Annotated in this window: 20 protein-coding genes; 9 read left to right on the top strand and 11 right to left on the bottom strand. The window is 32.1% G+C overall.

Features of this window, described 5'->3' with window-relative positions:
• The first annotated feature begins 304 nt into the window (after positions 1-304).
• Positions 305-475 (top strand): hypothetical protein, encoded by a 171-nt coding sequence (locus AC6EIY_RS00470; protein ID WP_498462485.1) that lies wholly within the window; start codon positions 305-307, stop codon positions 473-475.
• Between the two features lie 331 nt (positions 476-806).
• Positions 807-2,651: an ArnT family glycosyltransferase gene (locus AC6EIY_RS00465; protein ID WP_498507001.1), complete on the top strand. Its 1,845-nt coding sequence runs from the start codon at positions 807-809 to the stop codon at positions 2,649-2,651.
• Positions 2,652-2,702: 51 nt separating this feature from the next.
• Here the strand turns inward: AC6EIY_RS00465 and AC6EIY_RS00460 are convergent, their stop codons facing one another.
• On the bottom strand, positions 2,703-3,908 hold the full coding sequence (locus AC6EIY_RS00460; RefSeq protein WP_498507000.1) for a lipid-A-disaccharide synthase-related protein: 1,206 nt from the start codon (positions 3,906-3,908) through the stop codon (positions 2,703-2,705).
• A gap of 253 nt (positions 3,909-4,161) precedes the next feature.
• Between AC6EIY_RS00460 and AC6EIY_RS00455 the strand changes: the two genes are divergently transcribed.
• Positions 4,162-4,872 (top strand): pectate lyase, encoded by a 711-nt coding sequence (locus AC6EIY_RS00455; protein ID WP_498506999.1) that lies wholly within the window; start codon positions 4,162-4,164, stop codon positions 4,870-4,872.
• 224 nt (positions 4,873-5,096) lie between these two features.
• Here the strand turns inward: AC6EIY_RS00455 and AC6EIY_RS00450 are convergent, their stop codons facing one another.
• Positions 5,097-5,567 (bottom strand): pentapeptide repeat-containing protein, encoded by a 471-nt coding sequence (locus tag AC6EIY_RS00450; RefSeq protein WP_498506998.1) that lies wholly within the window; start codon positions 5,565-5,567, stop codon positions 5,097-5,099.
• 370 nt (positions 5,568-5,937) lie between these two features.
• Between AC6EIY_RS00450 and AC6EIY_RS00445 the strand changes: the two genes are divergently transcribed.
• Positions 5,938-7,581: a GMC oxidoreductase gene (locus AC6EIY_RS00445; RefSeq protein WP_498506997.1), complete on the top strand. Its 1,644-nt coding sequence runs from the start codon at positions 5,938-5,940 to the stop codon at positions 7,579-7,581.
• On the opposite strand, the gene AC6EIY_RS00440 is transcribed toward AC6EIY_RS00445, so the two are convergent.
• Complete coding sequence (locus tag AC6EIY_RS00440) at positions 7,571-7,840, bottom strand: DUF2811 domain-containing protein (RefSeq protein WP_498506996.1); 270 nt, start codon at positions 7,838-7,840, stop codon at positions 7,571-7,573. The two genes, AC6EIY_RS00445 and AC6EIY_RS00440, sit on opposite strands and share 11 nt — an antisense overlap.
• 385 nt (positions 7,841-8,225) lie before the next feature.
• On the bottom strand, positions 8,226-9,281 hold the full coding sequence (locus AC6EIY_RS00435; protein ID WP_498506995.1) for a sirohydrochlorin chelatase: 1,056 nt from the start codon (positions 9,279-9,281) through the stop codon (positions 8,226-8,228).
• An 80-nt stretch (positions 9,282-9,361) separates the two neighbouring features.
• Between AC6EIY_RS00435 and AC6EIY_RS00430 the strand changes: the two genes are divergently transcribed.
• Positions 9,362-10,630: an FAD-binding protein gene (locus AC6EIY_RS00430; protein WP_498508241.1), complete on the top strand. Its 1,269-nt coding sequence runs from the start codon at positions 9,362-9,364 to the stop codon at positions 10,628-10,630.
• Positions 10,631-10,679: 49 nt separating this feature from the next.
• Here the strand turns inward: AC6EIY_RS00430 and AC6EIY_RS00425 are convergent, their stop codons facing one another.
• Genes AC6EIY_RS00425 through AC6EIY_RS00405 form a run of 5 tightly spaced genes read right to left on the bottom strand, consistent with a single transcriptional unit; the run spans position 10,680 to position 16,440 of the window.
• A complete protein-coding gene (locus AC6EIY_RS00425) occupies positions 10,680-11,573 on the bottom strand; it encodes a homoserine O-succinyltransferase (RefSeq protein ID WP_498506994.1) in 894 nt (297 codons plus the stop codon).
• A gap of 21 nt (positions 11,574-11,594) precedes the next feature.
• The gene (locus AC6EIY_RS00420; RefSeq protein ID WP_498508239.1) at positions 11,595-12,920 is read right to left on the bottom strand and encodes an O-acetylhomoserine aminocarboxypropyltransferase/cysteine synthase family protein; all 1,326 of its coding nucleotides are present in this window, start codon (positions 12,918-12,920) and stop codon (positions 11,595-11,597) included.
• A 53-nt stretch (positions 12,921-12,973) separates the two neighbouring features.
• Positions 12,974-13,669, bottom strand: coding sequence for a hypothetical protein (locus tag AC6EIY_RS00415; protein ID WP_498506993.1), 696 nt, complete (start codon positions 13,667-13,669; stop codon positions 12,974-12,976).
• A gap of 55 nt (positions 13,670-13,724) precedes the next feature.
• Entirely contained in the window at positions 13,725-14,888 is a 1,164-nt protein-coding gene (locus AC6EIY_RS00410; protein ID WP_498506992.1) for a phosphotransferase, read from the bottom strand.
• Positions 14,889-14,898: 10 nt separating this feature from the next.
• Positions 14,899-16,440, bottom strand: a complete 1,542-nt coding sequence (locus AC6EIY_RS00405; protein ID WP_498506991.1) for a DUF8648 domain-containing protein — start codon at positions 16,438-16,440, stop codon at positions 14,899-14,901.
• 162 nt (positions 16,441-16,602) lie between these two features.
• Here AC6EIY_RS00405 and stpA point away from each other — a divergent pair, with 162 nt between their 5' ends.
• Together stpA and arsS are read left to right on the top strand one after the other, a co-directional pair.
• A complete protein-coding gene (gene stpA / locus AC6EIY_RS00400) occupies positions 16,603-17,802 on the top strand; it encodes a glucosylglycerol 3-phosphatase (RefSeq protein ID WP_498506990.1) in 1,200 nt (399 codons plus the stop codon).
• Positions 17,803-17,878: 76 nt separating this feature from the next.
• The gene (gene arsS / locus AC6EIY_RS00395) at positions 17,879-18,823 is read left to right on the top strand and encodes an arsenosugar biosynthesis radical SAM (seleno)protein ArsS (protein ID WP_498506989.1); all 945 of its coding nucleotides are present in this window, start codon (positions 17,879-17,881) and stop codon (positions 18,821-18,823) included.
• Between the two features lie 8 nt (positions 18,824-18,831).
• Here arsS and AC6EIY_RS00390 read toward each other — a convergent pair whose 3' ends face one another.
• On the bottom strand, positions 18,832-19,218 hold the full coding sequence (locus AC6EIY_RS00390; protein WP_498508237.1) for a Fur family transcriptional regulator: 387 nt from the start codon (positions 19,216-19,218) through the stop codon (positions 18,832-18,834).
• A 213-nt stretch (positions 19,219-19,431) separates the two neighbouring features.
• Here AC6EIY_RS00390 and AC6EIY_RS00385 point away from each other — a divergent pair, with 213 nt between their 5' ends.
• Positions 19,432-20,040: an isochorismatase family protein gene (locus tag AC6EIY_RS00385; RefSeq protein WP_498506988.1), complete on the top strand. Its 609-nt coding sequence runs from the start codon at positions 19,432-19,434 to the stop codon at positions 20,038-20,040.
• A gap of 66 nt (positions 20,041-20,106) precedes the next feature.
• Entirely contained in the window at positions 20,107-21,123 is a 1,017-nt protein-coding gene (locus AC6EIY_RS00380; protein ID WP_498506987.1) for a mechanosensitive ion channel family protein, read from the top strand.
• 7 nt (positions 21,124-21,130) lie between these two features.
• On the opposite strand, the gene AC6EIY_RS00375 is transcribed toward AC6EIY_RS00380, so the two are convergent.
• Positions 21,131-22,153 (bottom strand): SDR family NAD(P)-dependent oxidoreductase, encoded by a 1,023-nt coding sequence (locus AC6EIY_RS00375; RefSeq protein ID WP_498506986.1) that lies wholly within the window; start codon positions 22,151-22,153, stop codon positions 21,131-21,133.
• Positions 22,154-22,252: the final 99 nt, after the last annotated feature.

Here is a 22,252-nt window from a genome sequence, read left to right as displayed (position 1 = left end):
GAAATTTTTAATTTAAAAAGCAAGCTCCAAGCCTCGAAGAAATGGTTCAAAGCCAAATCTTCTTAAATTTTATTTATTCTTAAGTCTACTAACATAAGAAAATCAAATATCTTATTCAGATAAGAATCTTGAAATTCCCATGATTTTTTTATTTTTTCGTTAATGTATTTTTGAATTTGGCTTTTTTGATTTTTAAGAAACTGATCTAATATCAATTGAAACAAATAAATAAATTTCAAAAAGTTATTTATTTGTTTTTTCTAAAAAAATTCAGAACGCCATACATTACTTAATTAAAATCAAAATGAGAGAAGAGCGCTACCTAAAAGACAGAGAAGCTATTGTAAGAGCTGACATTTGGAAAGAGATCACGTCATCATGCAAAGGACTAAGAACTGAGCTGGGCTATACAAACATTCAAATAGTAGAATTTTTAAAAGAAATAACAAAGACATTTGAAAGAGATCAACTTTAAATTCGACAATTATTTATCTACATTATTGAGTTATTATTTATTTTTTACTTATTCATCATTTCTGAAACTTCAAAAAATATTTTTATATTTTATCTATAAGTTTTGTCAGCTATTAAGCATAATTCTCAATAAATACAAATCCATACATTAACAACATCCCTATATTTACTAATTGTGAGATTTATTCTAAGCCAATATTTCCAAATTTTTTTACAAGCGAAATGATTCATTGAACCTATTTGATAAAATTTATAGAAGATATAATCAAGTTTTTGACTTTTAGAATATGAATCTAAAATTGTTTAATAACATAAAAGAGGACCAGTAAGTAGTGTTTTCTTTTAGTAAACGTGACTTCGCAAGTCTAACTTTTATAGCATTTCTTGGAATAATCCTTTTCTTTTGGGGGCTTGGAGCGACAGGATTGATAGACGAAACACCCGCAAAATTTGCTGCGGCAGGACGTTCAATGAGTGTATCCGGAAATTGGCTAACACCCGTTTCCAATGGAATACCGAGATTTGATAAACCACCCCTAATTTATTGGTTAATGGGATTGATTTATTCAATACCTAATCAATCTTCTTGGGATCCTTTAGGATCTTTTGCAGCTCGATTTCCCTCGGCTATTTCTTCTCTCTTATTGATGACAATCTTGGGGGAGACATTGTTGAGATGGCCTCAAAAGAAAAATATTAATCAAAGAAGAACTGCTGTATTAACTGCTCTTGCATTTGCTCTTTCTCCATTTGTAATGATATGGAGTCGTACGGCAGTATCAGATGCTTTACTCTGTGGGACATTTGGTTTAAGCATGCTTTTGCAATGGCGTTGTTATGTAAAACCTAGACAAAATTCGTGGGTTTATGGATGGATAATTTTAGGTTTTTCGATTCTTACAAAAGGTCCAGTAGCAGTTGTACTAATGATCTTTTCACTTTTTCTCTTTGGACTCTTTCAAAATGATTTTAGTCGATTAAGAAGTCATATAAAGCCTGTTTATGGACTTTTAGTTGCAATGATTGTAAGTATGCCATGGTTTATTATTGAATATATTTTAGAAGGGAATAAATTTCTAAAAAGTTTTTTTGGATATCACAATTTTCAAAGATATACGAGTATTGTAAATTCACATGAAGAAGGCATTTTCTTTTTTGTTTTAATGTTAATCATAGCCTCCTTACCTTTTACTCCTCTTTTAATTCTAGGGATTATCCAAGGCACAAAAGATATAAAAAGAAATTTCCTTAAGCAGACTCTTGAACCATCTAATTCCTTATTGATTTTCTCCATATCTTGGCTGTTATCTGTCTTTATATTCTTTACTTTATCCGGCACGAAACTTCCAAGTTATTGGCTACCTGCAATACCAGCAGCAGCAATAATTATAGGACAAGCTGAAAGTTTCGAAATTAATCAAGGCAACAACAAAAGTAAATTATTTAATACTTGTTGGTGGCTAACTATCTTATTCTTATTTTTGATCGCTATTGTTTTTTTATTACCAGTATTGATACCTAATTTGAGTTTATTAAATAAAATAAACGATAATGAAATGAATAATTTATCAACCCAACTGATTAGCAGTGGAATATTAACAAGAGGGGGAATATGTTTTTTGGTTTCTGGGATTCTAGGGATTATCTCAAGAAAATCACTAAAAATTAATTTATTAAGCCTTCAAATTCCAATTATATTCTTTCAATTACTAGCTATTAATCCTTTATTTAGATTAATCGATTTTAATAGGCAATTACCATTAAGAGAAGCATCTAAGTTTATAACCCTTTCAAGGAAGCCTAATGAGGCAATTGCAATGGTTGGGATAGAAAAACCATCTATTCACTTTTATACAAATGAGGTAATTTTATATGAATCTAATACAAATGTTAATGTAATTAATTTATCAGAAAGATTATATCTTGAAAAGAGAATCGGATGGGAAGGATATCAAATGCGAAATCCTAAAGCCTCAGAGAGCATATTAATTCTAATAGATAATTCGACTTCAAAATTAAGTCATTGGAAATTACTTAATCCAGAAAAATTGGGTAGATTTGGAATTTATAATGTATGGCGTGTTGAAATTTTAAGGTTGCAATATATAGCTGATAAGTTTAAAAAAGAAAATAAATTAAAATCTTCATGGACAGAATACGATCCTGAAAGATATTAGCGATAATATATTAAATCAAACATTTAAATTATTTAAGAGATTTATTACGTTTTAATGGTTTAAAAAAGAATTTGTTATTGATTTAGCCATCATTTCTGATATTCCTTCAACATTCCTTCTTCCATAAATTTGTTGCTTTTCATTTTCTTTTAAAAAGTCAAACTGACAGGTTCTATCTAACAAATTAAGAATCAATTTGCAGGTTGAAAGCATATATTTATCCTCTTGTACTGACCCATCAGCACAAAACACATTACGTCCTAGTAACCTCCTCTGTGCTTCAGCAAAGGATGCATTAAACTGCGGTCCTTTTCCTTCTATCTGAATAATTAACTTTCCTAGAAGAGCTGCTTGCTCAGTGGCAGTTCCAGCCATACTAATTAATACATTACTGCTTTGAACAACTTTGACAAATGAATTTCTATAGACATTAACAATTGAATGATTTTTTATTATTTTTAATGGATGGTCCTTGTTAGTTGGAAAACACAATCTCCATCCATCCAAAGTTATTATATTTTTTAAAGAATAGTCATCCAATGTGTGGACCAATGCAACATCAAAACTTATATCAGTATTTTTACTTTTTAAATTCGTGACATTTTCAATAACTTTAAGGATTAGACATAAATTCTCACCTACTTCAGGCATTCTGCTGCCAGGCAATATTCCCAAACGCTTATTATGTTTTGGCAAAATTTGATGTCTAGTTAAAAATGGGTCCATAAAAGGGTTGCCAATAAATTCAACTTTGCCAAATATTATTTTTTTCAAATCATCTGCAGTAAGTTTATCTCTCGTATAAACTTTTAAAAATTTATCGCTAGACAAACAATTAGAACAAGGCCAAGGTAGCTTTAACTTTCCTTCATAATGGCTTGAATACGCTACCAGATAAGTTACTACTGGCAATCTTGTAAACCACGCTACCGTAACGGGGAGCACATCCCCTACGACAACCAACAAATCATATTTAGATGAAATCAAAAATAAAAGGTAAATCCGTTTTATTAGATAAATGATCTGGCCTTGGATTAATTCAAGAATTCGACCTTTCAGACTTGTATATCCCATTCCACCAGTACTAAATGATTTGGTCTTTCCAAGAACTTTTATCCCTGCCTTCAAGTAAGATTCACCATTGCCAACAAGGGGTAGGGCCTTTACTTCATGTCCAAGCTTCTTAAATGCATCTCCCATAAGAGAACCTGAAAGGTCTTCTCCGTGCCCATTACTTAGGAAAAGGATTTTTGACAATTAAAAACTAAAATGTCTGAAAAACTAATAAATCAATATTAGGCTCAAAACAACTAAACTGAAGTAAAGAAACTATTTTGTACTAGAATTTTAAAATAAAGTATTATTTTTCTAAATTTATATTAGACAAAAAAAATGAAATCACTTTAGTATAATAAAAGATCTAATGTAGTTTTATAAATTACTAATAAGTTAAATACTCTATGAAAGGTAGTAAGAATTTATAATAAGGTTAAAATATTTAAAGCCTAATATGATCTCAATTCTTAAGTACCTAAATCCATTCACCATCAGCAAGCCGAAAACCATTTACACAAGTTGGGGAAATATTGAGCCTACTGTAGATATTTTCCCTGTCGTTTATCTATTATTTATTTACGGTTTTATATATATATTTCCTTATGGCAGAGACGTCGTAGGCATGAGCTGGTTTGATTGGTTTAGAAGCGAGGATGGACCTTTAGAGTGGATACAGTTTATAGGATATTTTTTAGGTTTTATTTGTTCAAGTCTTATCCTTTTTAAACGCAGAAGAATAGGAATTAATAAAAGATGGATAGCTTGGTTGATTTTAGCATTGGTTTGTTTTTTTGTCGCTGGAGAAGAAATAAGTTGGGGAGAGCGTATAACGGGGATAGGAATAGATTCTATTAGAGCAATAAATAGTCAAGGTGAGACCAGCATTCATAATATTCACTTTTTTCATAATTATCTATTAGATCCATCTTTCGAGATTTCTTGTCTCTTTCTTGGATGGATTGGTTGGAGAGCATGGCCCTCAATTGATGCTTTCCCCTCAAGAAGATATAGTCTTTATTTCCTATTTGTAGCTTTATTTTATTTCTATTTTGATATCTCTCAGGCATCAACAATAAGTCAAATTCGCAATGATCAGGAAATATTTGAAGTACTAATGTCTCTTGGTCTAGCTTCTCATTGCTGGAGTAAAGCATTTCAAAAATGACAAAAAGAGATTAAAAGTCTATCTTTATGATGAGTAGATAACTAAAATGACAATGCCAATTATATATTTTGATTTAACTGACAAATCTTTAAAATATTGTAGGCATAAAATGTACATAAAAAATATATAAAAAGAATTAGTAAATAATTAAAAATATGAAAATAATCAAAACCATAACATACTTTTAAGATCATTATCGTATGTGTATAAAAGCTTGATTTTTACTAACAATCCAATGAATCACTTGTTTTTTTATTAGTAATACTATTTGTCCCCTCTGCTATGGCACACAATTTTTTCTTAACATCATTAGCAATTAAAACATCAGTAAAATCGGCACCATCAATAATAACGTTTTCGAATTTAGCATTATAAGCAAAAGCACCTTCTAACACACTATTTGAAAGATTTGCTCCATTAAGGATGGCCGCATCCATTGTCACATCTCTCATATTTGTATTACTTAAGTTGGCGTTTTCAAGCTTTGCATCAAAAAAGCTAGCTCCTTGAAGATCACTGCCTGAAAAGTCAGCATCCTGGAGATCACTTAAATAGAAAGTGGCGCCTTTTAGATCAATGTTAGAAAAATCAGCGCCTATCAAGGTTTGCTTTCCATAGTCCAAAGCTCCAAAAACGGGAAGAGAACAATAGAAAACCAGGAATGAGCTTACAAAAACAAAAAGAAGTTTAAACATAAATTTCTTAAAACTACTATTGATTATATTTTAATTCCAAATGGATATAAAAGATATAAATATTGAATTTAATATCTTTTATATCAAAAAAAATATTTCTATAATCTCTCTTAAACCTTAGCAAAAAAATATTTACGTTGCATTTATTTTAAGTTAATCTAATCATCTTAATCCCTGTATTATATAATTTTTAAATTATATAATAAAAAATATTCAATAATAGAGTTGTTATAGTGTCAACAAAAAAGATATAACTTAATAAAAATTTCCAACTATCTAGCAAAATTCATATACTTTAATATATATTTTCTATATAAAGAAAAATTTATTAGCTAAATTTACTAAATCTAAAATATCAAATTCCCCATTAATGATTAACAAGCCATATGAAGTCATAATTATTGGTTCTGGTGCAACCGGAGGGATGGCTGCCTTAACAATGGCCAAGGCAGGAGTAAGAGTATTAGTAATTGAAAGAGGGCCAGAACTAGAAATAAAGAGAGCAAACGGAACAGAGCCTTGCAATATGATTCGGAGACTAATAGGAGTTACAACTGGCAATTATCAAAACCAACCTCAACATCCAGGGTTTTGGAAATCAAATCCATTGTTGTACGCCAACAAAAAAGCAAATCCATACACTCACCCACCGAGAGCTCCTTTCATGTGGACTCAAGGAAATCAAGTTGGTGGAAGAAGTCTTACATGGGGAGGAATAACTTTAAGATTAGCCAAAGAAGATTTTGAAGCCTCAAAAGAGAAAGAATACAATCTTAAATGGCCTATTAGTTATAAAGATCTTGAAACACATTACTCAGATGTAGAAAATTTTCTAGGGGTATTTGGAAACAAAGACGATCTAAATCAACTTCCTAATGGTGAATATATTGGCAAACTTCCATTCACAGAAAGCGAAGAAATATTCGCCTCCAATATAAAAGAAAAATTAAATCTTCCTTTTATACACTCTAGAGGATTTGGGGCCAATGAAGATAAAACTAAATGGCCCAAATATAGTAGTCTAGGTAGTACATTAAAAGAAGCAATTAGATTAGAAAAAGTAGAAATACTATCAAATCATATTGTAGAGAAATTAGTATTAAATAAGGATAGAAAGTCTGCAAAGAGTGTTATTGTTGTTAACCAAAGGAATGGAGAAAGAAGTGAAATAGAAAGTAAATTAATCATATTATGTTCATCAACAATCCAAACAATTAGAATTCTACTAAGTTCCGAAGAGAGCAATAATCAAAACGGGCTAATAGATCCATCTCAATCATTGGGAAGGAACTTAATGGATCATATATCAACTTGTAGATTTTTTACTGTCCCGATTGATAAGAATATGAAAAATTACTCTAACAAACATCGCAAAAATCTTTTAACAGGCGCTGGGAGCTTCTTTATTCCAATAGGAAGAGGACAATCAACTAAAAAAAGCTTTGTTGGAGGTTATGGTATCTGGGGAGGAATCGATAGATTTGAACCACCAGACTTCTTAAAAAAATACAACGATACAAAAACAGGATTTCTTATTGGTCACGGTGAAGTACTCCCTAATATTAATAACACTGTTTCTCTTTCAAAAAACACAGATCAATACGATATTGCTATTCCACACATATCGATAGTGTGGCGTGAAAATGAAAAACAAATGGTCAAAGAAATGAATAGAATGATTGAACTAATTATCAATTCTGGCAATGGAAACATTATCCCAGCAAATGAAATAGTAAATATTCCTTTTGCTAAACAAATTTTAAATAAATCTGTTGCCGTTAATAAGGATGCTCCACCTCCAGGTTATTACATCCATGAGGTAGGAGGTGCACCTATGGGAGACAACAAAGAGAAGAGTGTTGTAGACAATTGGAATCGTCTCTGGGAATGCCGAAATGTATTAGTAGTTGACGGAGCTTGCTGGCCAACTTCTTCTTGGCAAAGCCCAACCTTAACTATGATGGCAATAACTAAAAGAGCTTGTGAAAAGGCAATTTTTGACTTTAAAGGTTAAAAATATCATTTAAGTATTTCTCAGTAACGGCCCTATCTTCAGAACCATTTTGAAAAAGAAAATTTGCAATGGCTGAGCTAATAAGCTTGGACTGATCCCACTTCTCATTTCCACTAATAAAATCCTTCATGCCAATATATAGAGCCTCAGGCACCTCAGCCTCAAGACTTATAGACATAAGGTCCAATTCATTTTCACAACATTTAACCTCATCGGTTTTTATTTCTTCAACACGGGTTTCAATTTGATTAAACTCCATTTCCTTGTAAAAGTTCAATATCTATGAGATAAGGATCTTAAATTTTCAATAAAACGTCAAAGATAAAGAAAAGCTATACAAAGAAAACGAGACAGAACTAGACTCATTTATCAAAAAGGTTTTTTGAGAAATAATCTCAAAAGGAATAGGTTTATATATTGAAAGTATCTAAGTGTAAATTACTATTAAAATTTTCAATGAATCCCACAAGTTCTTCACTAAAGCTAGGGTCTTAGTATTTTTCAGTGGAAAACTACACACTTGCTGTGGAAATCACTTGGGGAAAAGAGCTGAAAGTAAACATTAAAAAAACATATAGATAACGAGTCCATTGCGTCGCAGATAAGAAAGAGACAAATGAGCCTTCGATTTGAACCTATTTTTTTTATATTTGGCTTTTATTTAAAGAGCGAAGCGTGACAGGTCCTAAAGGATGCTGAGCATGTGGATAAGGAAAATGTTCGTGTGAGTGCTCGTGTGTTTTATTCTCCGATAAATTTCTTTTCTTATTTTTGCCCTCATCGCAGAAATTAGGTTGAATATCTAGACACCCTTCAACATGATCATGATGACTTTTCTGCTCATATCCAACCTCACTCTCAAAGCCTAATAAATTGGAGCGGTATTTACATAAGGCGCAATTCATAAAATTCTCTCCACTCAAAACTTCTTGAATTCTTTCCATGAAGGTATCAATAACCAAATCTTGATCTGAGAGGTAACTTGCATTTAGAAACTGTACGTCAGGGTTATCATTTGAAACTCTTAAAGAATGAACTCTAACTCGACTTACCAAAACTCCGGAGAAAAGAAAATATGGTAAAAGAATTACTCTTTTAAAACCCAATTTAAGAGCATGTCTCAACCCAGGATCAACAAGAGGGAATGTTACTCCTGAAAAAACGGTTTCCCCCCATCCAAAACCAAAACCTTCGACAAGCATCCTTGTGATTTTACAAACATTTGAATTAGCATCTGGATCTGAAGAGCCTCTACCGGCTACAACAAGCAATGTTTGAGAAAGAGGGAAAATTGGATTACTATCTATTGTTTCTTTAAGTCTTGCGCCTGCTGCTCCAATCATTAACGAATTTAGGCCAAGCTCCCTACCGTATTGAATAGGAATTCCACTTTCAGAGGAATATTTATTTAAAAGTGCAGGAATATCATTTTTAGTATGTCCAGCAGCAAATAACATTGCTGGCAAAGCAATTATTCTCCTTATTCCCATATTTCTAAGTTGATCTAACGCTTCACTAATGATCGGACGATTAAACTCTAGGAAACCAAATACAACAGGAATATCAGGTATTCTGGCTTTTATTTTGTCTACAACATTAATAAACTCTTTAACTGCTTGAGAATCTCTACTCCCATGCCCACATAAAACAATCCCAATATCAGATGGATATTGATATTTAATTGAAGCGGGGGAAACCAAAATGATACCAAAAACTACTTTAATTGATTATATTTTTATAAAATATCAACTTAAGAAACACATTATAGAAAAAGGAGCAAATTATTAAAGATTTAATATCACTACAAAATCAAAATTCCAATGACAGTGATGTCCTTGGCGTTTTTGAAGCTGTCAACACAGAACTATTCCAATCCCTAAAAGGATCTGAACAAAAGTCCAATCCTTTTTTAGTTTCTAGTGGAGGTACTACAAGTAGAGCTGCAGCAGATAAACATTGGATATTAGATCTAAGGAAGAACTACCAAAACATATCTTTCGATCTAGACAAAAAGCTTGTAGAAATTGAAGCCGGAGTAACTATGGGCGAGTTATCCGATTTTTTAAAAAATCATAATAGAAGTTTTCCAATTGGTTTATCCGGGAAGACAGGGATAGGATATGTTTTGACCGGTGGCATAAGTCCACTTAGTAGAAGCAGAGGATTAGCAATTGATCAGATCGTTGAAATTAAGGGGTTTTGGGGAAATGGGAAGGAGTTTCATTTATTTCAACCAAATACACAAAAAGAATCATTCTTCGAATGGAAAGCCCTTTGCGGAGCCGCTATATTTCTAGGCATAATTACAAAAGTCAAGCTGAGGACTCAGCCGTTAAGACCATTATTAAGTTGGACAGCAAACCTTTCATTTGCTCAGCTATCAGAATGTATTAATCAAGCCGAAAGTTGGCCTAATTCACTTAGCTTGCAATGGATTTGTGGAGATGACATTTTTGCTCATGCAATTGGTGAAGTTATAAATGCAGATGACGAGTCCATCTTAATTAAGCTATTAGAGAAATTGCCATACTCGCGAAATAGAATAATTAATAAAGTCAACGATATGAATTCTTTACCAAATCTAAGCTTAGGAAAGACTAAAAATAATAATTCAAAGCACTCTGAAGTATTAGGTTTACTTGGTCCTGCTTGGCAAAAGAATAATTCAAAAGTATTAAAAATTATTCGTGAAATAATAAATAAAAGGCCCAATAAAAGTTGTTATTTAGCTTCTCAACAATTAGGAGGCATAACACATATAAATTATAGAGATACTTCATTTATTCATCGTGAAGCGACATGGAAACCTTGGATTAATGGAGCTTGGGATGCCTTCGATCAATCAAAAAGGAAAAGAACGCTCGAATGGATGGAGGAGGCTTGGAATAACCTTGAATTCATATGCCCTGGTGTCCATCTTGCTCAAATACACCCCCACTTAGATTGGCATCAAAGAGAATTATCCTCAGCATTTAAAGAATGGCTTCCGACATTACAAAAAATCAAAGGGATTTATGATCCAAGAAATTTAATGCCCCCTTTAAAATAATTGACTATATATATCGAATATAATTACTTGCCTAACGAATTTAATAAAGTCAAATAGTTAGACTTACATGTTGATAACAGAACCACAACCATTGTTGAAATAATAAGTTCCTATGTGATCGCCAAGAGGTATTTGATTTAGTCAAATCAAAGTTTTCTGGAGGAGGGACATCACCTCTTTTTTTATCTCTCTCCATCTCAGATTTCAATCTATCAACATTATATTCTGGATGGCCTAAGTGCATTAATTGCCTTTGGTCAGGTGTTTCAAAAATTGTATATCCTACTTTTTCCCCATGGGCCAATAACCTAAGTTTGCCATTCTTTTCTGCTTTTTCCATTTCAATATCTGATAAGCCAGCATGTCTACTTTGTGGGCAAAGGAACTCATCATCTTGTGTTCCCATTAAAGAATGGCCAGGCACAAGACTCCTCATTGGATATACACCAAATAGCTTTTTATTAAAATTATTTTTCTCAACTCCAGCCATATATGCCATTGCGAAACCAGCCCAACATAAACCTAGGGTACTTGCACATTTTAATTTTGATTCCTCGATTAGACTTACTAATTCTTTCCAATAATTAACCTTTTCGAAAGGGAGATGCTCCACAGGAGCTCCAGTAATAATCAACCCATCGAGAGGCCTTGGAGACATTGCCTCTTCCCAGTGAACATATAAGTTTTTTAGATGTTCTAAGTCCCATGTTTTATATGAATGGGATTTTAACCTTATCCAAATAGGTTCTATTTGCAGAGGAGACAGTCCCAAGGGGTGCAATAAATTAAATTCATATTGTTTTCCCAATGGCATAATATTTAATATCCCAATCCTAAGAGGTCTAATATCCTGCCTTTCTGCTAGTTCAGGTTCAATCCATGAAATATGATTTTTTTCAATTGAGGATATTTTATGATAACTACGTGGAAGTATTAAAGCCATATCAGTATAACTACTTGGAAGTCAAATTAAATTTAAGGCCTGCTCAAAGTCATCTAAAATATCGTCAATATGCTCAATTCCAACTGATACCCTTACCATAGTAGGAGTAACGCCTGCGGACAACTGTTCCTCAGGAGATAATTGTTGATGAGTTGTTGAAGCAGGATGAATTACTAATGTTTTAGCATCGCCAACATTTGCTAAATGACTAGAAAGTTTCAAAGAATTTATAAAAGTCACAGCATCATCAAAGCCACCTTTCAGAGAGAATATCAACATGGAACCTTTTCCTCTATTGGTCGTATAAGTAGAGGCTCTTGAATGGTATTTGTCGGTAGGCAATCCTGGATAACTAACATTATCAACTTTTGAGTGATCATCTAACCACTTAGCCAATGAAAGAGCATTAGAACAATGTCTTTCTATTCTTAAACTTAAAGTTTCTAATCCTTGAAGTAATAAAAACGAGTTAAAAGGACTAATTGCTGGTCCCCAATCTCTTAACCCCTCAAGCCGAGCTCTTAAAGCAAAAGCAATATTTCGATCCGCAGGGACTCCAAGCATTCCGCAAATATCACTACCAAATCCAAAAGCATCCCAATGAACTAAACCATGATAAGCCGCACTGGGTTGACTCATTAAAGGGTATTTCCCATTTCCCCAATCAAAAGTTCCTGCATCAACAATTACGCCTCCAAGGCTAGTGCCATGACCTCCTATCCATTTTGTAGCACTTTGAACAACCACATCAGCTCCATGCTCAATAGGACGAATCAAAGCCCCAGCAGCTCCAAGAGTGTTATCAACAATTAAAGGTATGTTTTTCGATTTTGCCAACTTCGAAAGTCCCTCAAAATCAGGGATATTAAATCTAGGATTCCCCATTGATTCCACATAAATTGCTTTTGTAGATGAATCAATTTGTTCTTCAAAGCTCTCGGCATCATCCCCATCAGCAAACTTGACATTAATTCCTAAGCGTGGAAATTGAACTTTAAATTGGTTATAACTACCTCCATACAAAAACGAAGTTGATACAAAACTATCTCCAGCAGTAAGGAAATTGGTAATTGCGATAAATTGTGCAGACTGTCCTGATGCAGTAGCTAAAGCAGCGACTCCTCCTTCAAGTGCAGCAATTCTTTTCTCAAAAACATCAGTTGTAGGATTCATCAAACGGGTATATATATTTCCGAATTCCTTTAAGCCGAATAAGTTCGCACCATGATCAACATCGTTAAAAACATATGAACTTGTCTGATAAATAGGAACCGCCCTTGAGTTGGTAGCAGGATCTGGCACTTGGCCTGCATGCAATTGAAGCGTTTCAAAACGTTGGGAAGTCAAAGAATTAATTATCTCTATTTTCTTTTTAGCCACATAAGTCGAAAAATGCCTACTTAATTAATCCAATCATTAGGAGGTAAAGATTTATCCGACTCGGCTAATGATGGTAAATTATCTTTAATAAATGTCAAAAGTTTTTCATTCACTATTTTACGAAATTCAAGAACACTTGCTTTATCAAGAATTTGATAATCTTGATTGCCTTCATGATCAACATCTCGAAGAGATCTCCAACTAGCGTTTTTACCACTTGATTTTGCACTAGCCAAAGCACCTTGGAAATCAAATTGCTTTGTGATAAATGAGTCTTTATAGATTTCCAAAGCTGTTTTGACTAAATCCTCTCTAATAGGACCAATTAATTTAGCTTTTATAGTATCTGGCAATCCTAGTACTGGCTCAAAATAATCAATAACACGGAGTTCCTCTTCTAAAAAAATTGGCCAAACCCCTCTCATACCATCATCAAGATTTTCATTTAACTCAAAATTATTCATTTCATTCAAGAAAAACTGAATCCAACAATAATATGACTTTTCCTTGAGAGGTTTTTTAACTGAAAGTTTGTTTTTAGAAATTTCAGGCAATAAAGATTCTGCTTTTCTCAGAAACAATCTATCTTCTCTCTCTAAATTGATAGAGCCCCACCTTTGTCTGTAATCCCATAATTCAATATATTTATACAAATCTTCCTGGTTCCAACCTAACTGCTTGAGCTCATCAGCCCTATGGGTTAATTCCTTTACCACAAGAAAAAATAGATATCAATTTTACTTTAGTGACAAGATGGGGTATGTGAAAACCCTAAACAATTTTTTGTACATCTGAGACAAAAGTTTGGTTTGAGAAAATCCCAATTTCATGAAGTAAATTTGATAAAGTAGGAATTTGAGCAACGAAACTTGAAAGTAATTTGTATTGAACCTCTGCTCTATATAGATTTTGAGTTTGGTATTTTATTTTAAAGTACGTATTTGATTGTAAAAAGTCGTTCAAAAATCTAATTGTTAATTCAATTATGATCAAATAAATAAATTCGGGAAGGAATTCAAAATAGTAATTGCCGTTTTGATTTGATACTGAGAAATATCCTTCAAGAAAATACTTACAAGCGTTAATATCAAAGGATACATTCTCTATATTTTCTGGGTCTCCGCCTGCCAGATTACAAATTGAACGAATACAGTCAGCCAAGTCAGTAAGAAGATAACCAGAAGAGACAGTATCAAGATCAATCAAAGAAACAACATATTTTGAGTTAATATCAAAAAGAAAATTACTTAGTTTAGGATCACCATGTATAACGTTACGATCTATTGATTTGTTCTCTATAGATCTTAGGATTGAACTAGCATATAAAATGTGATTAGATAGACAAAAAATTAATTTTTGAACCCTTTTATTTACTTTATAATCTAACTTGAGAAAGTTATAATCTTTAAGATTTATCATATACTGATCAATATAGTACTTAGTATTATGGAAATTTTTTATACTGGTTCCTAATTTTGAAGAATCAAAATCAGAGCAATTTATATGAAACTTAGCAAGACCAAGACCAGCCTGATAAGCCATTTCTTTATCTTCTAAAGTATCTAAGCTATAAGTATCATCTATATATAACATTGCTCGCCAAAATTCAGAACAAAATGGGAACGCAAAAAGGTTGTTAGATCTACACCTAATCAATGTTGGAACTTCCCACCTTTGAGAATGAAAATCAAGATAGTTTTTATTAATATTTTTTCTGATATGATCTGTTATTAATTTATGATTTATGTTAACTATCTCATGCGATTCGAATATATTACTTAGGCACTGTAAGATAAATTTAGACTTTACCCCATCTATAGAATGATGAATAATATAGGTTTTATTGATAAGACCAAAATCTATCAAATCTATCTTTAATACTTTACTATTATTGAAAAAATTATTTGTAATCAGTTTTATTTTTTGAACATCCATAGAATTTCGTTTATAAATCAGATTCTATTAAGTTAGTTTCAATATAATCAATGACCTTGTTATAAGTCGCCTTATTTTCTGACTTGAATGGATCATAAAAATCAATAGAATTCAAATCAAAAAATAGTCGACTCTCATCAGTAAGTGACTTAGTTATAAAATCAATAGAAGTTTTTAAATGGAAATTATCTAGCGAATCAGATATCTTCTTACTCTGAAATGACTTAACAGATTCTTGACAATAGTTAGTCAATTCAGGACTCTTTGTCATGACAGTAAAAATATCTTTTTTAATCCCAGCAGGTCCCATAATACACATATATAAAAGATTTATCATTGAAGAATTACTTAAAGGTATTTCATATTTCCTCAAGATATGTGGCCAATAATTTAAAGAATTTATTCCCTCTAAAGCTCCACGTTTTAGACCAGATTGTTCGCACCATTCTATAAACTCATCTACCCCTTTTGGACATCTTTTTAACTCAATCATCTTCTTAGCAAGGACTTCACCAGCCTGAAAGTTTCTTGTTGGATTACCACTTACAGGCAACATCATGCTCCCTCTGACATCAGCAACCATAGCTGTCAATTGACTAAAAGTATGATCCCTTACCGGGACGAAGTCTCCATCCTTAAGGAAGGATGCATCTATACGTTGGACAATATATCCAAGCTCTGTAATTGGGAAAGGTTGTTTTGTATATAACTTATCTCTATCAGCGCGACGCATAGAAACATAAGCAGCCTGATCTAGACATTGATCTAATAAAAGGGTTAATAAAGTTGGAAGTAATCCAGGATTATTCTTATGAAAAGCATGACCAAAACCCGCCAAAATAGAAGATATATTTTTAGCAGCTTTTATATATTGACCTTCGACGTTATGAACACCTGAAGAAACTTGAATATTTGGGGAAATTTTATTTAATAATTTTGAACCTAATATTGCATTCATAGCATCTGGATGACAAAAATTAGCAGTAAAACTATCTAATGGATTTCGAAGAGCGCCGTGTCGATGGAAGCCAGAAAAGAAAGCTAAATTGTTGATTTTTTCACACAATACAAAAGATTCATTCTTTTCTTCATCATGACAAAATGATCCCACCAAGCATGCAATTAAAACATTATCTCGATTAAGCTTTTTTCTGAGCTTAAATGCTAAGTCAACATCGTTTATTATATGCTTACTATTTGAGCCTAAAACAACCAATTCACAGTTAATTATTAAATCTTCAAGAGTATTATATGTTCCGGAATTATCAACACTGGAAACTGCCATAGATTCAATTTTAGTTTTTATAACGTTATCCATTTCTGAAAGATCAACATCAGAAAAAGCCCCAAAAAGTTCTCTTCCTTCTCTAGGAGCTAAAAGAATGTTTAATCCTTGATTATGCAATGCACAATTATAGGCAAGAGAGGCAGGATATAAACCAACGCTATAAAATCCAACTTTTCCGTTCAAAACCTCACTAATTCTTTTAGCTATAGGCTCACTCGAATAAGGCTCAGTAAAGAAGCTATTAGTTAAATTCTTCTCAAACACAGTTTATTTGGATTCAATTTCATTATATACAAAAAGAAGAAATTTTTAAAAAAGAGTTTTAATAATACTGAATATATATCTATATACTTATTTAAGGATAAGAACTACAAGAAAGAGTATATTTATTTGAAATATACTAAACAAAATTTTAAAGCTTTTTTTATGAATATTCGTAAAACAAAAGAAGAAATTATCAATACAATAACAAATGAAGAAAATATTCTAATAGTTCAGGATCTTGACGGGGTATGTATACCCCTTGTACAAGACCCTCTAAAAAGAGAGCTCGAAAAAGGATATGTGGAAGACGTTTCAAAATTAAGAGAGAAGTTTTCAGTACTAACCTGTGGCGAGCATGAAGGCAGAAGAGGTGTTAATCGTTTAGTAGAAAAGGCACTTAATTCAAGAACAAAAGCTAAAGAAAATGGCTTTTACCTTCCTGGTCTTGCTGCTTGTGGAGTTGAGTTTCAAGATAGATTTAGCAATTCTTCCTATCCAGGGCTTAATGATAATGAGATTGATTTTTTAACAAAAGTGCCAAAGATGATGCGATTGATGTTAACTAATGAACTAAAGAAATTTTTACCAAATCTTTCAAATAACTTAAGAACCAAATTAATTGATGTAGCTGTATGTGATACACGTTTCACTCCCACTCTTAATTTCAATGAAATCTTTACCTTGGTTAAGAATGATTTAAAAAAAGTAAAAAGTTTGCAATTGCTTATGGAAAAAATAATGAATAATTTAATAGAAGATTCTAAAAGTATTGGATTGGAAAACTCCTTTCATCTACATTTAATGCCAAACTTAGGGTTAAAAAATGGCAAAGAAATTATGAAATATGCGACTCAAAATGATTTCGGAACAACAGATATACAGTTTATTATCAAGGGCGCAATAAAAGAGGCAGGCCTTTTATTGTTATTAAATAAATATATTTCAAACAAAACTGGCGTCTATCCTTTTGGCGCAAGCTTCAATGTTAGAAATGCTCCAAAGACACTTAATAAATTAATAGACCTATGCAGAGAGAAAATTCCTCGTGATCAGATGCCTCTGCTAGTAGGTATTGGTGATACAGTTACTTCCGTCAAAGATGATAAAAAAAATATATGGTTAAGAGGTGGAAGTGACAGAGGCTTCTTAACCTTGATACAACGGCTAGGAGAATCATATAAGAAAGATAATCAAGTTATATTTGTCAACAGCTGTAATGATCAAGTATCAAGACCAAGAGTTAATGGAACTGACATGAAAGGCGTTAGTGACCCTAATGATGATTTAAAATTCAATATGATTATCAATGATGGGCCACAAGAATATATAAATTGGTTTAGACAATTAGCTGGCAAATTCTAGATTATTAATAAAATATTTTCACAGAAATAAAGATTTAAACTATAATGTAAATGACATTAATCATATATATAGTTTTATGGAAATAACTAAAACAAAGTTCCCAAAAATCAAAAGAGATAGTCTGGATACTTTACAAATAAATATAGGATATAAATGTAATCAAGCTTGTAGTCATTGTCACGTTGATGCAAGTCCAAGCAGGACAGAAATGATGAGTGATGACATTATAGAACTTATACCGAAAGTTATAAAAGCTAATAAAATTAAGCTATTAGACATTACCGGAGGAGCACCCGAGCTGCATCCTAAATTTAAACAATTAGTAAAAGAAGTGCGTAGTCTTAATGTTGAAGTAATGGACAGATGTAATTTAACAATACTTACAGAACCAGATCATAAAAACTTAGCAAGTTTTTTATCATCAAATAAAGTTCAAATAACAGCCTCCCTTCCATGTTATCTCGAAGAAAATGTTGATAAACAAAGGGGAAAAGGTGTTTTTGAAAAAAGCATATTAGGTCTTAAACAGCTTAATTCTCTTGGATACGGTATTCAAGATAGTGATCTAGTTTTGAATCTTGTTTACAATCCCAGCGGCCCACAACTTCCACCATCACAAATAGAACTAGAAGATACTTATAGAAGAGAGCTTAAAGAAAGGCACGGTATTTATTTTTCAAATTTATTTGTTTTAGCGAATATGCCAATTAATAGATACGAAAAATATTTAAAACTAATTGGAAAACTAAACGAATATAATAAACTACTTAAAGATAATCATAACCCCGTCAACCTTAGTTCAGTAATGTGTAGAACAACATTGAGTGTTGATTGGGAAGGTTATCTATATGATTGTGATTTCAACCAACAACTTGGGATGAGGAGAGATGGTGAAATAAAGCACTTGGGTGATCTATTGATTCCATTGGTTTCCTTGAAGAACAATCCTATTTCAATAGGAAATCATTGTTTTGGCTGTACTGCTGGATCTGGTTCTAGTTGTGGAGGAGAATTAACTTAAAACAAGGTTTATTTGTTAAGACACATTGGACATAATGCTCTTACATTTAGCGTTGATTCTAATAATTTAAATCCAAATTTTTTAGCTGCTGCTTTACCAGCATTAATAACTTCATTATTTTCAAACTCTTCTGTCCTGCCACAGCGAATACAAATCAAATGATGATGATCTGGATGATCATGACTAAGCAATTCAAACCTATTTCCCCCCTCACTTAAGTCAAGTTCATTAAGAAAAGTCATTTTGACTAAGAGTCTTAAAGTTCTGTAAATAGTCGCAAGAGAAACTTTTTCCCCAGAATCTGTCAGCTTGGAATGCACATCCTCCGCGCTGAGATGTATTCCGGATCCAATTTCCTCAAATAAAGAAAGAACTTTTTTCCTTTGAGGAGTCATTCTTTTACCATCTGATCTAAGACCAGATTCAAAAGGAGAAGGATGCGTACGGTAAGAAGAAGGAGAAATCAATATCAGCTTTATTTTCTCAATAGCATAGCGTAATGAGAACCACCTGCAACACAAGCGAAATACAACAAAGTGTTTTAGTTGTAAATGATGTCTATTTTTATTAAATGATTTATATTTAATTTATACAAAAAATATCCGAAAATGGATCAGTTTTCAAGGAAGACTCCTCCCTTAAATATATTAAATAATAATAGGCAAGTAATCTTAGAGGATGAAACATTACTACTTATTATGGATATGCAAGAAAAGCTTATTAAAAATATAAAAGGGGATCAACTACTAATATTTAACATAAAAAAACTAATAGATGCATGCAATTTACTAAATGTTCGTATTGCCATTACTGAACAAAATCCATTAAAGCTAGGCATGACTTTAGAATCAGTTATAGACAACAATAAATATCCTAAATTTGAAAAAATGGAATTCAGTTGTAGCAAAAACGATCGGTTTATAAATTACATAAAAAAATATGATTTTAAAAATATAATAGTTTGTGGCATTGAGAGTCATATATGTATTCTACAAACATCGATTGATCTTTTAACAAAAGGGTTTAACGTCCTTATCCCAAGAGATGCTATCGGGAGTAGAAGTGATATAGATAATGATACTGCCTTTTTACGCCTCATATCTTCTGGAGCAGTTGCGGCAACGACTGAAAGTCTAATATGTGAATTATGTAAGAGCTCTAATAGAAAAGAATTTAGGGAGATTAGTAAAATTTTAAAAAATTCATTTTCAAATTAAATAATAAGAAAATAGCTAGACAAAAAATTTTTTTCAGGCAATCTAAAATAAAAGTAATCTGACATCATGGATGATTTTTATAAAAACATAATTATCTCATTACTTACTTTTAGTTTAGGTTGCATTATTTCCCTAGTAAGTCCAAAAGTCCTAAAAAAGGTTTTACGGAGAATAACCTCTGCGACACAAAGCAAAACAGATGACTACATAGCTACTCTTTTAATTGAAACTATTAAGCCTTTAGGCTTTATCTTAAGTTTCATTGTCGCATGGAAAGTTTTACTCATAGGTGGAATAGTAGACAAGACATTTATTGGAATAAGCAAGTTTTTATGCCTTATTTATATAGTCAGATTTGTAAATAGAGTCTTTTTAAAAATAATTCAAAGATGGGCGTCCAAAATCAATGATCAATCTATCAGTGAAATGATTCGTTCTCTCAGTCCAATGGTTGGTGCATCTGTTTGGAGTCTAGGAGTAATTTTTTATCTTCAAAATATGGGTGTACAAATGGCAGCTATTTGGGCTCTATTAAGTGCAGGGGGGATAGGAGCCGGACTCGCCTTAAAGGAACCCGTGCAAGAGTTCTTCGAATACATAACTATCCTCCTTGACAAACCATTTCAAAGTGGTCAGTTTATTCATATTGATGGAATCTGGGCAAAAGTTGAGAGTGTAGGTGTTAGATCAACACGTTTAAGGAGTATTAATGGAGAAGCAATAGTTATGAGTAATAGCAGACTCACTAATGGAGTAATCTCAAATTATGCTGAGATGAAAAAAAGAAGACTGGTTCATAAATTGGGAGTGGTCTATGAAACCACATACGAGCAAACAAAAAAAATACCTGAAATGATCAAAAATATCGTTGACAATACTGAAAATGCAATCTTCGATCGGTGTCATTTTATCGAATTCGCTAATAGCAGTCTTGATTTTGAACTTGTTTATTACATTCCCACAAGTGATTATCGTCAAGCAATGTCAGCTCAACAAGAGATTAATCTAGAAATAATGAAGAAGTTCCAACATGAAAATATTAGCTTTGCATACCCAACTCAAACAATCCATGTTAATAAATAAAGTGTATTTATTTAAGTTTTTTATCAATTATTAATTTAGATAACTCCCATAATTTATCAGATAAATCTTCTCTCTGGGCATCATTACTTATATTCGTTTTCTCAAAAATAAATTTACCTGATGAAATAATTTTATTACTATAGTAATTGAAAGCTGGTTTCTTATATTTAGTTGAACAAGCCAAATCAGTCAGAAGTAAACCTGCTTGCTTATTTGAGGTAGTTATCCTTAAAACATCTCTGGCTAAAAAAGCAAATAATACCTGACCTAATTGATTGTATTTCCTACTATACCTAAAAAAACCTTGACTATCTCTAGAGATAACTAAGCCTGGCGCCCAGGCAATAACTGGGATTGATAAGTTTTTTGCTATCAAATTACTACTTAATTTTTTTGCAAAAAGAATATTACACAATTTACTATCCTTATATGCTTTATCAGCATTAAATTTACTTCCATCAATCATCTCAAATCCAGCACCTAATGCTAATCCTTCTAAGTTCCCTAAGCTAGCCCTAGCTCCTACTCTACCTCCGCCACTGTTAGGATTATGAACCTCTGATGAGGTAATAATTATTTTTGGATCATTACTTTTATCTATCAACGGGAAAATCTTTTGTGTCAGATAGAAATGTGATAAATGGTTAACGGCAAAAGTTAATTCAATTCCCTGCGTTGACCATCTAGGTTTTTTTGATCCTGTATATTGAAGGCCCGCATTCATAATTAGAATATCAATCTTCAATCGTCTTTTCTTAATTTCTAAACAAAGAGAGTCAATGCTTTTCAAATCAGAAAGATCCATTATTGGAGTATAGATTTCTCCTTTTCTAGATAATTTCGCTGGAAATTGATTGAAAATATTAGTTAATAATTCATTCGCTCTATAAATATTTTTGCATGGTAAAATTAGATTATGGCCAAGAGAAATTAATTTTAAAGCTGCTTGATAACCAATACCTGATGAGCCACCGGTGATAAAAATAGTTAAAGGTTTATACTTTTTTAAATTATCTGATTTACTTTCCATAAGTTTGTAGTTTTGATATTTAAATGATTTTGGATTTAAATTCAATTGTTTATTAGTTCAATTTTTAATCAAAAAGTCTTCATATATACTTAAAAACAA

The sequence above is a fragment of the Prochlorococcus sp. MIT2304 genome, from assembly GCF_059772405.1.
This window is presented reverse-complemented; position numbering and strand designations above follow the sequence as displayed.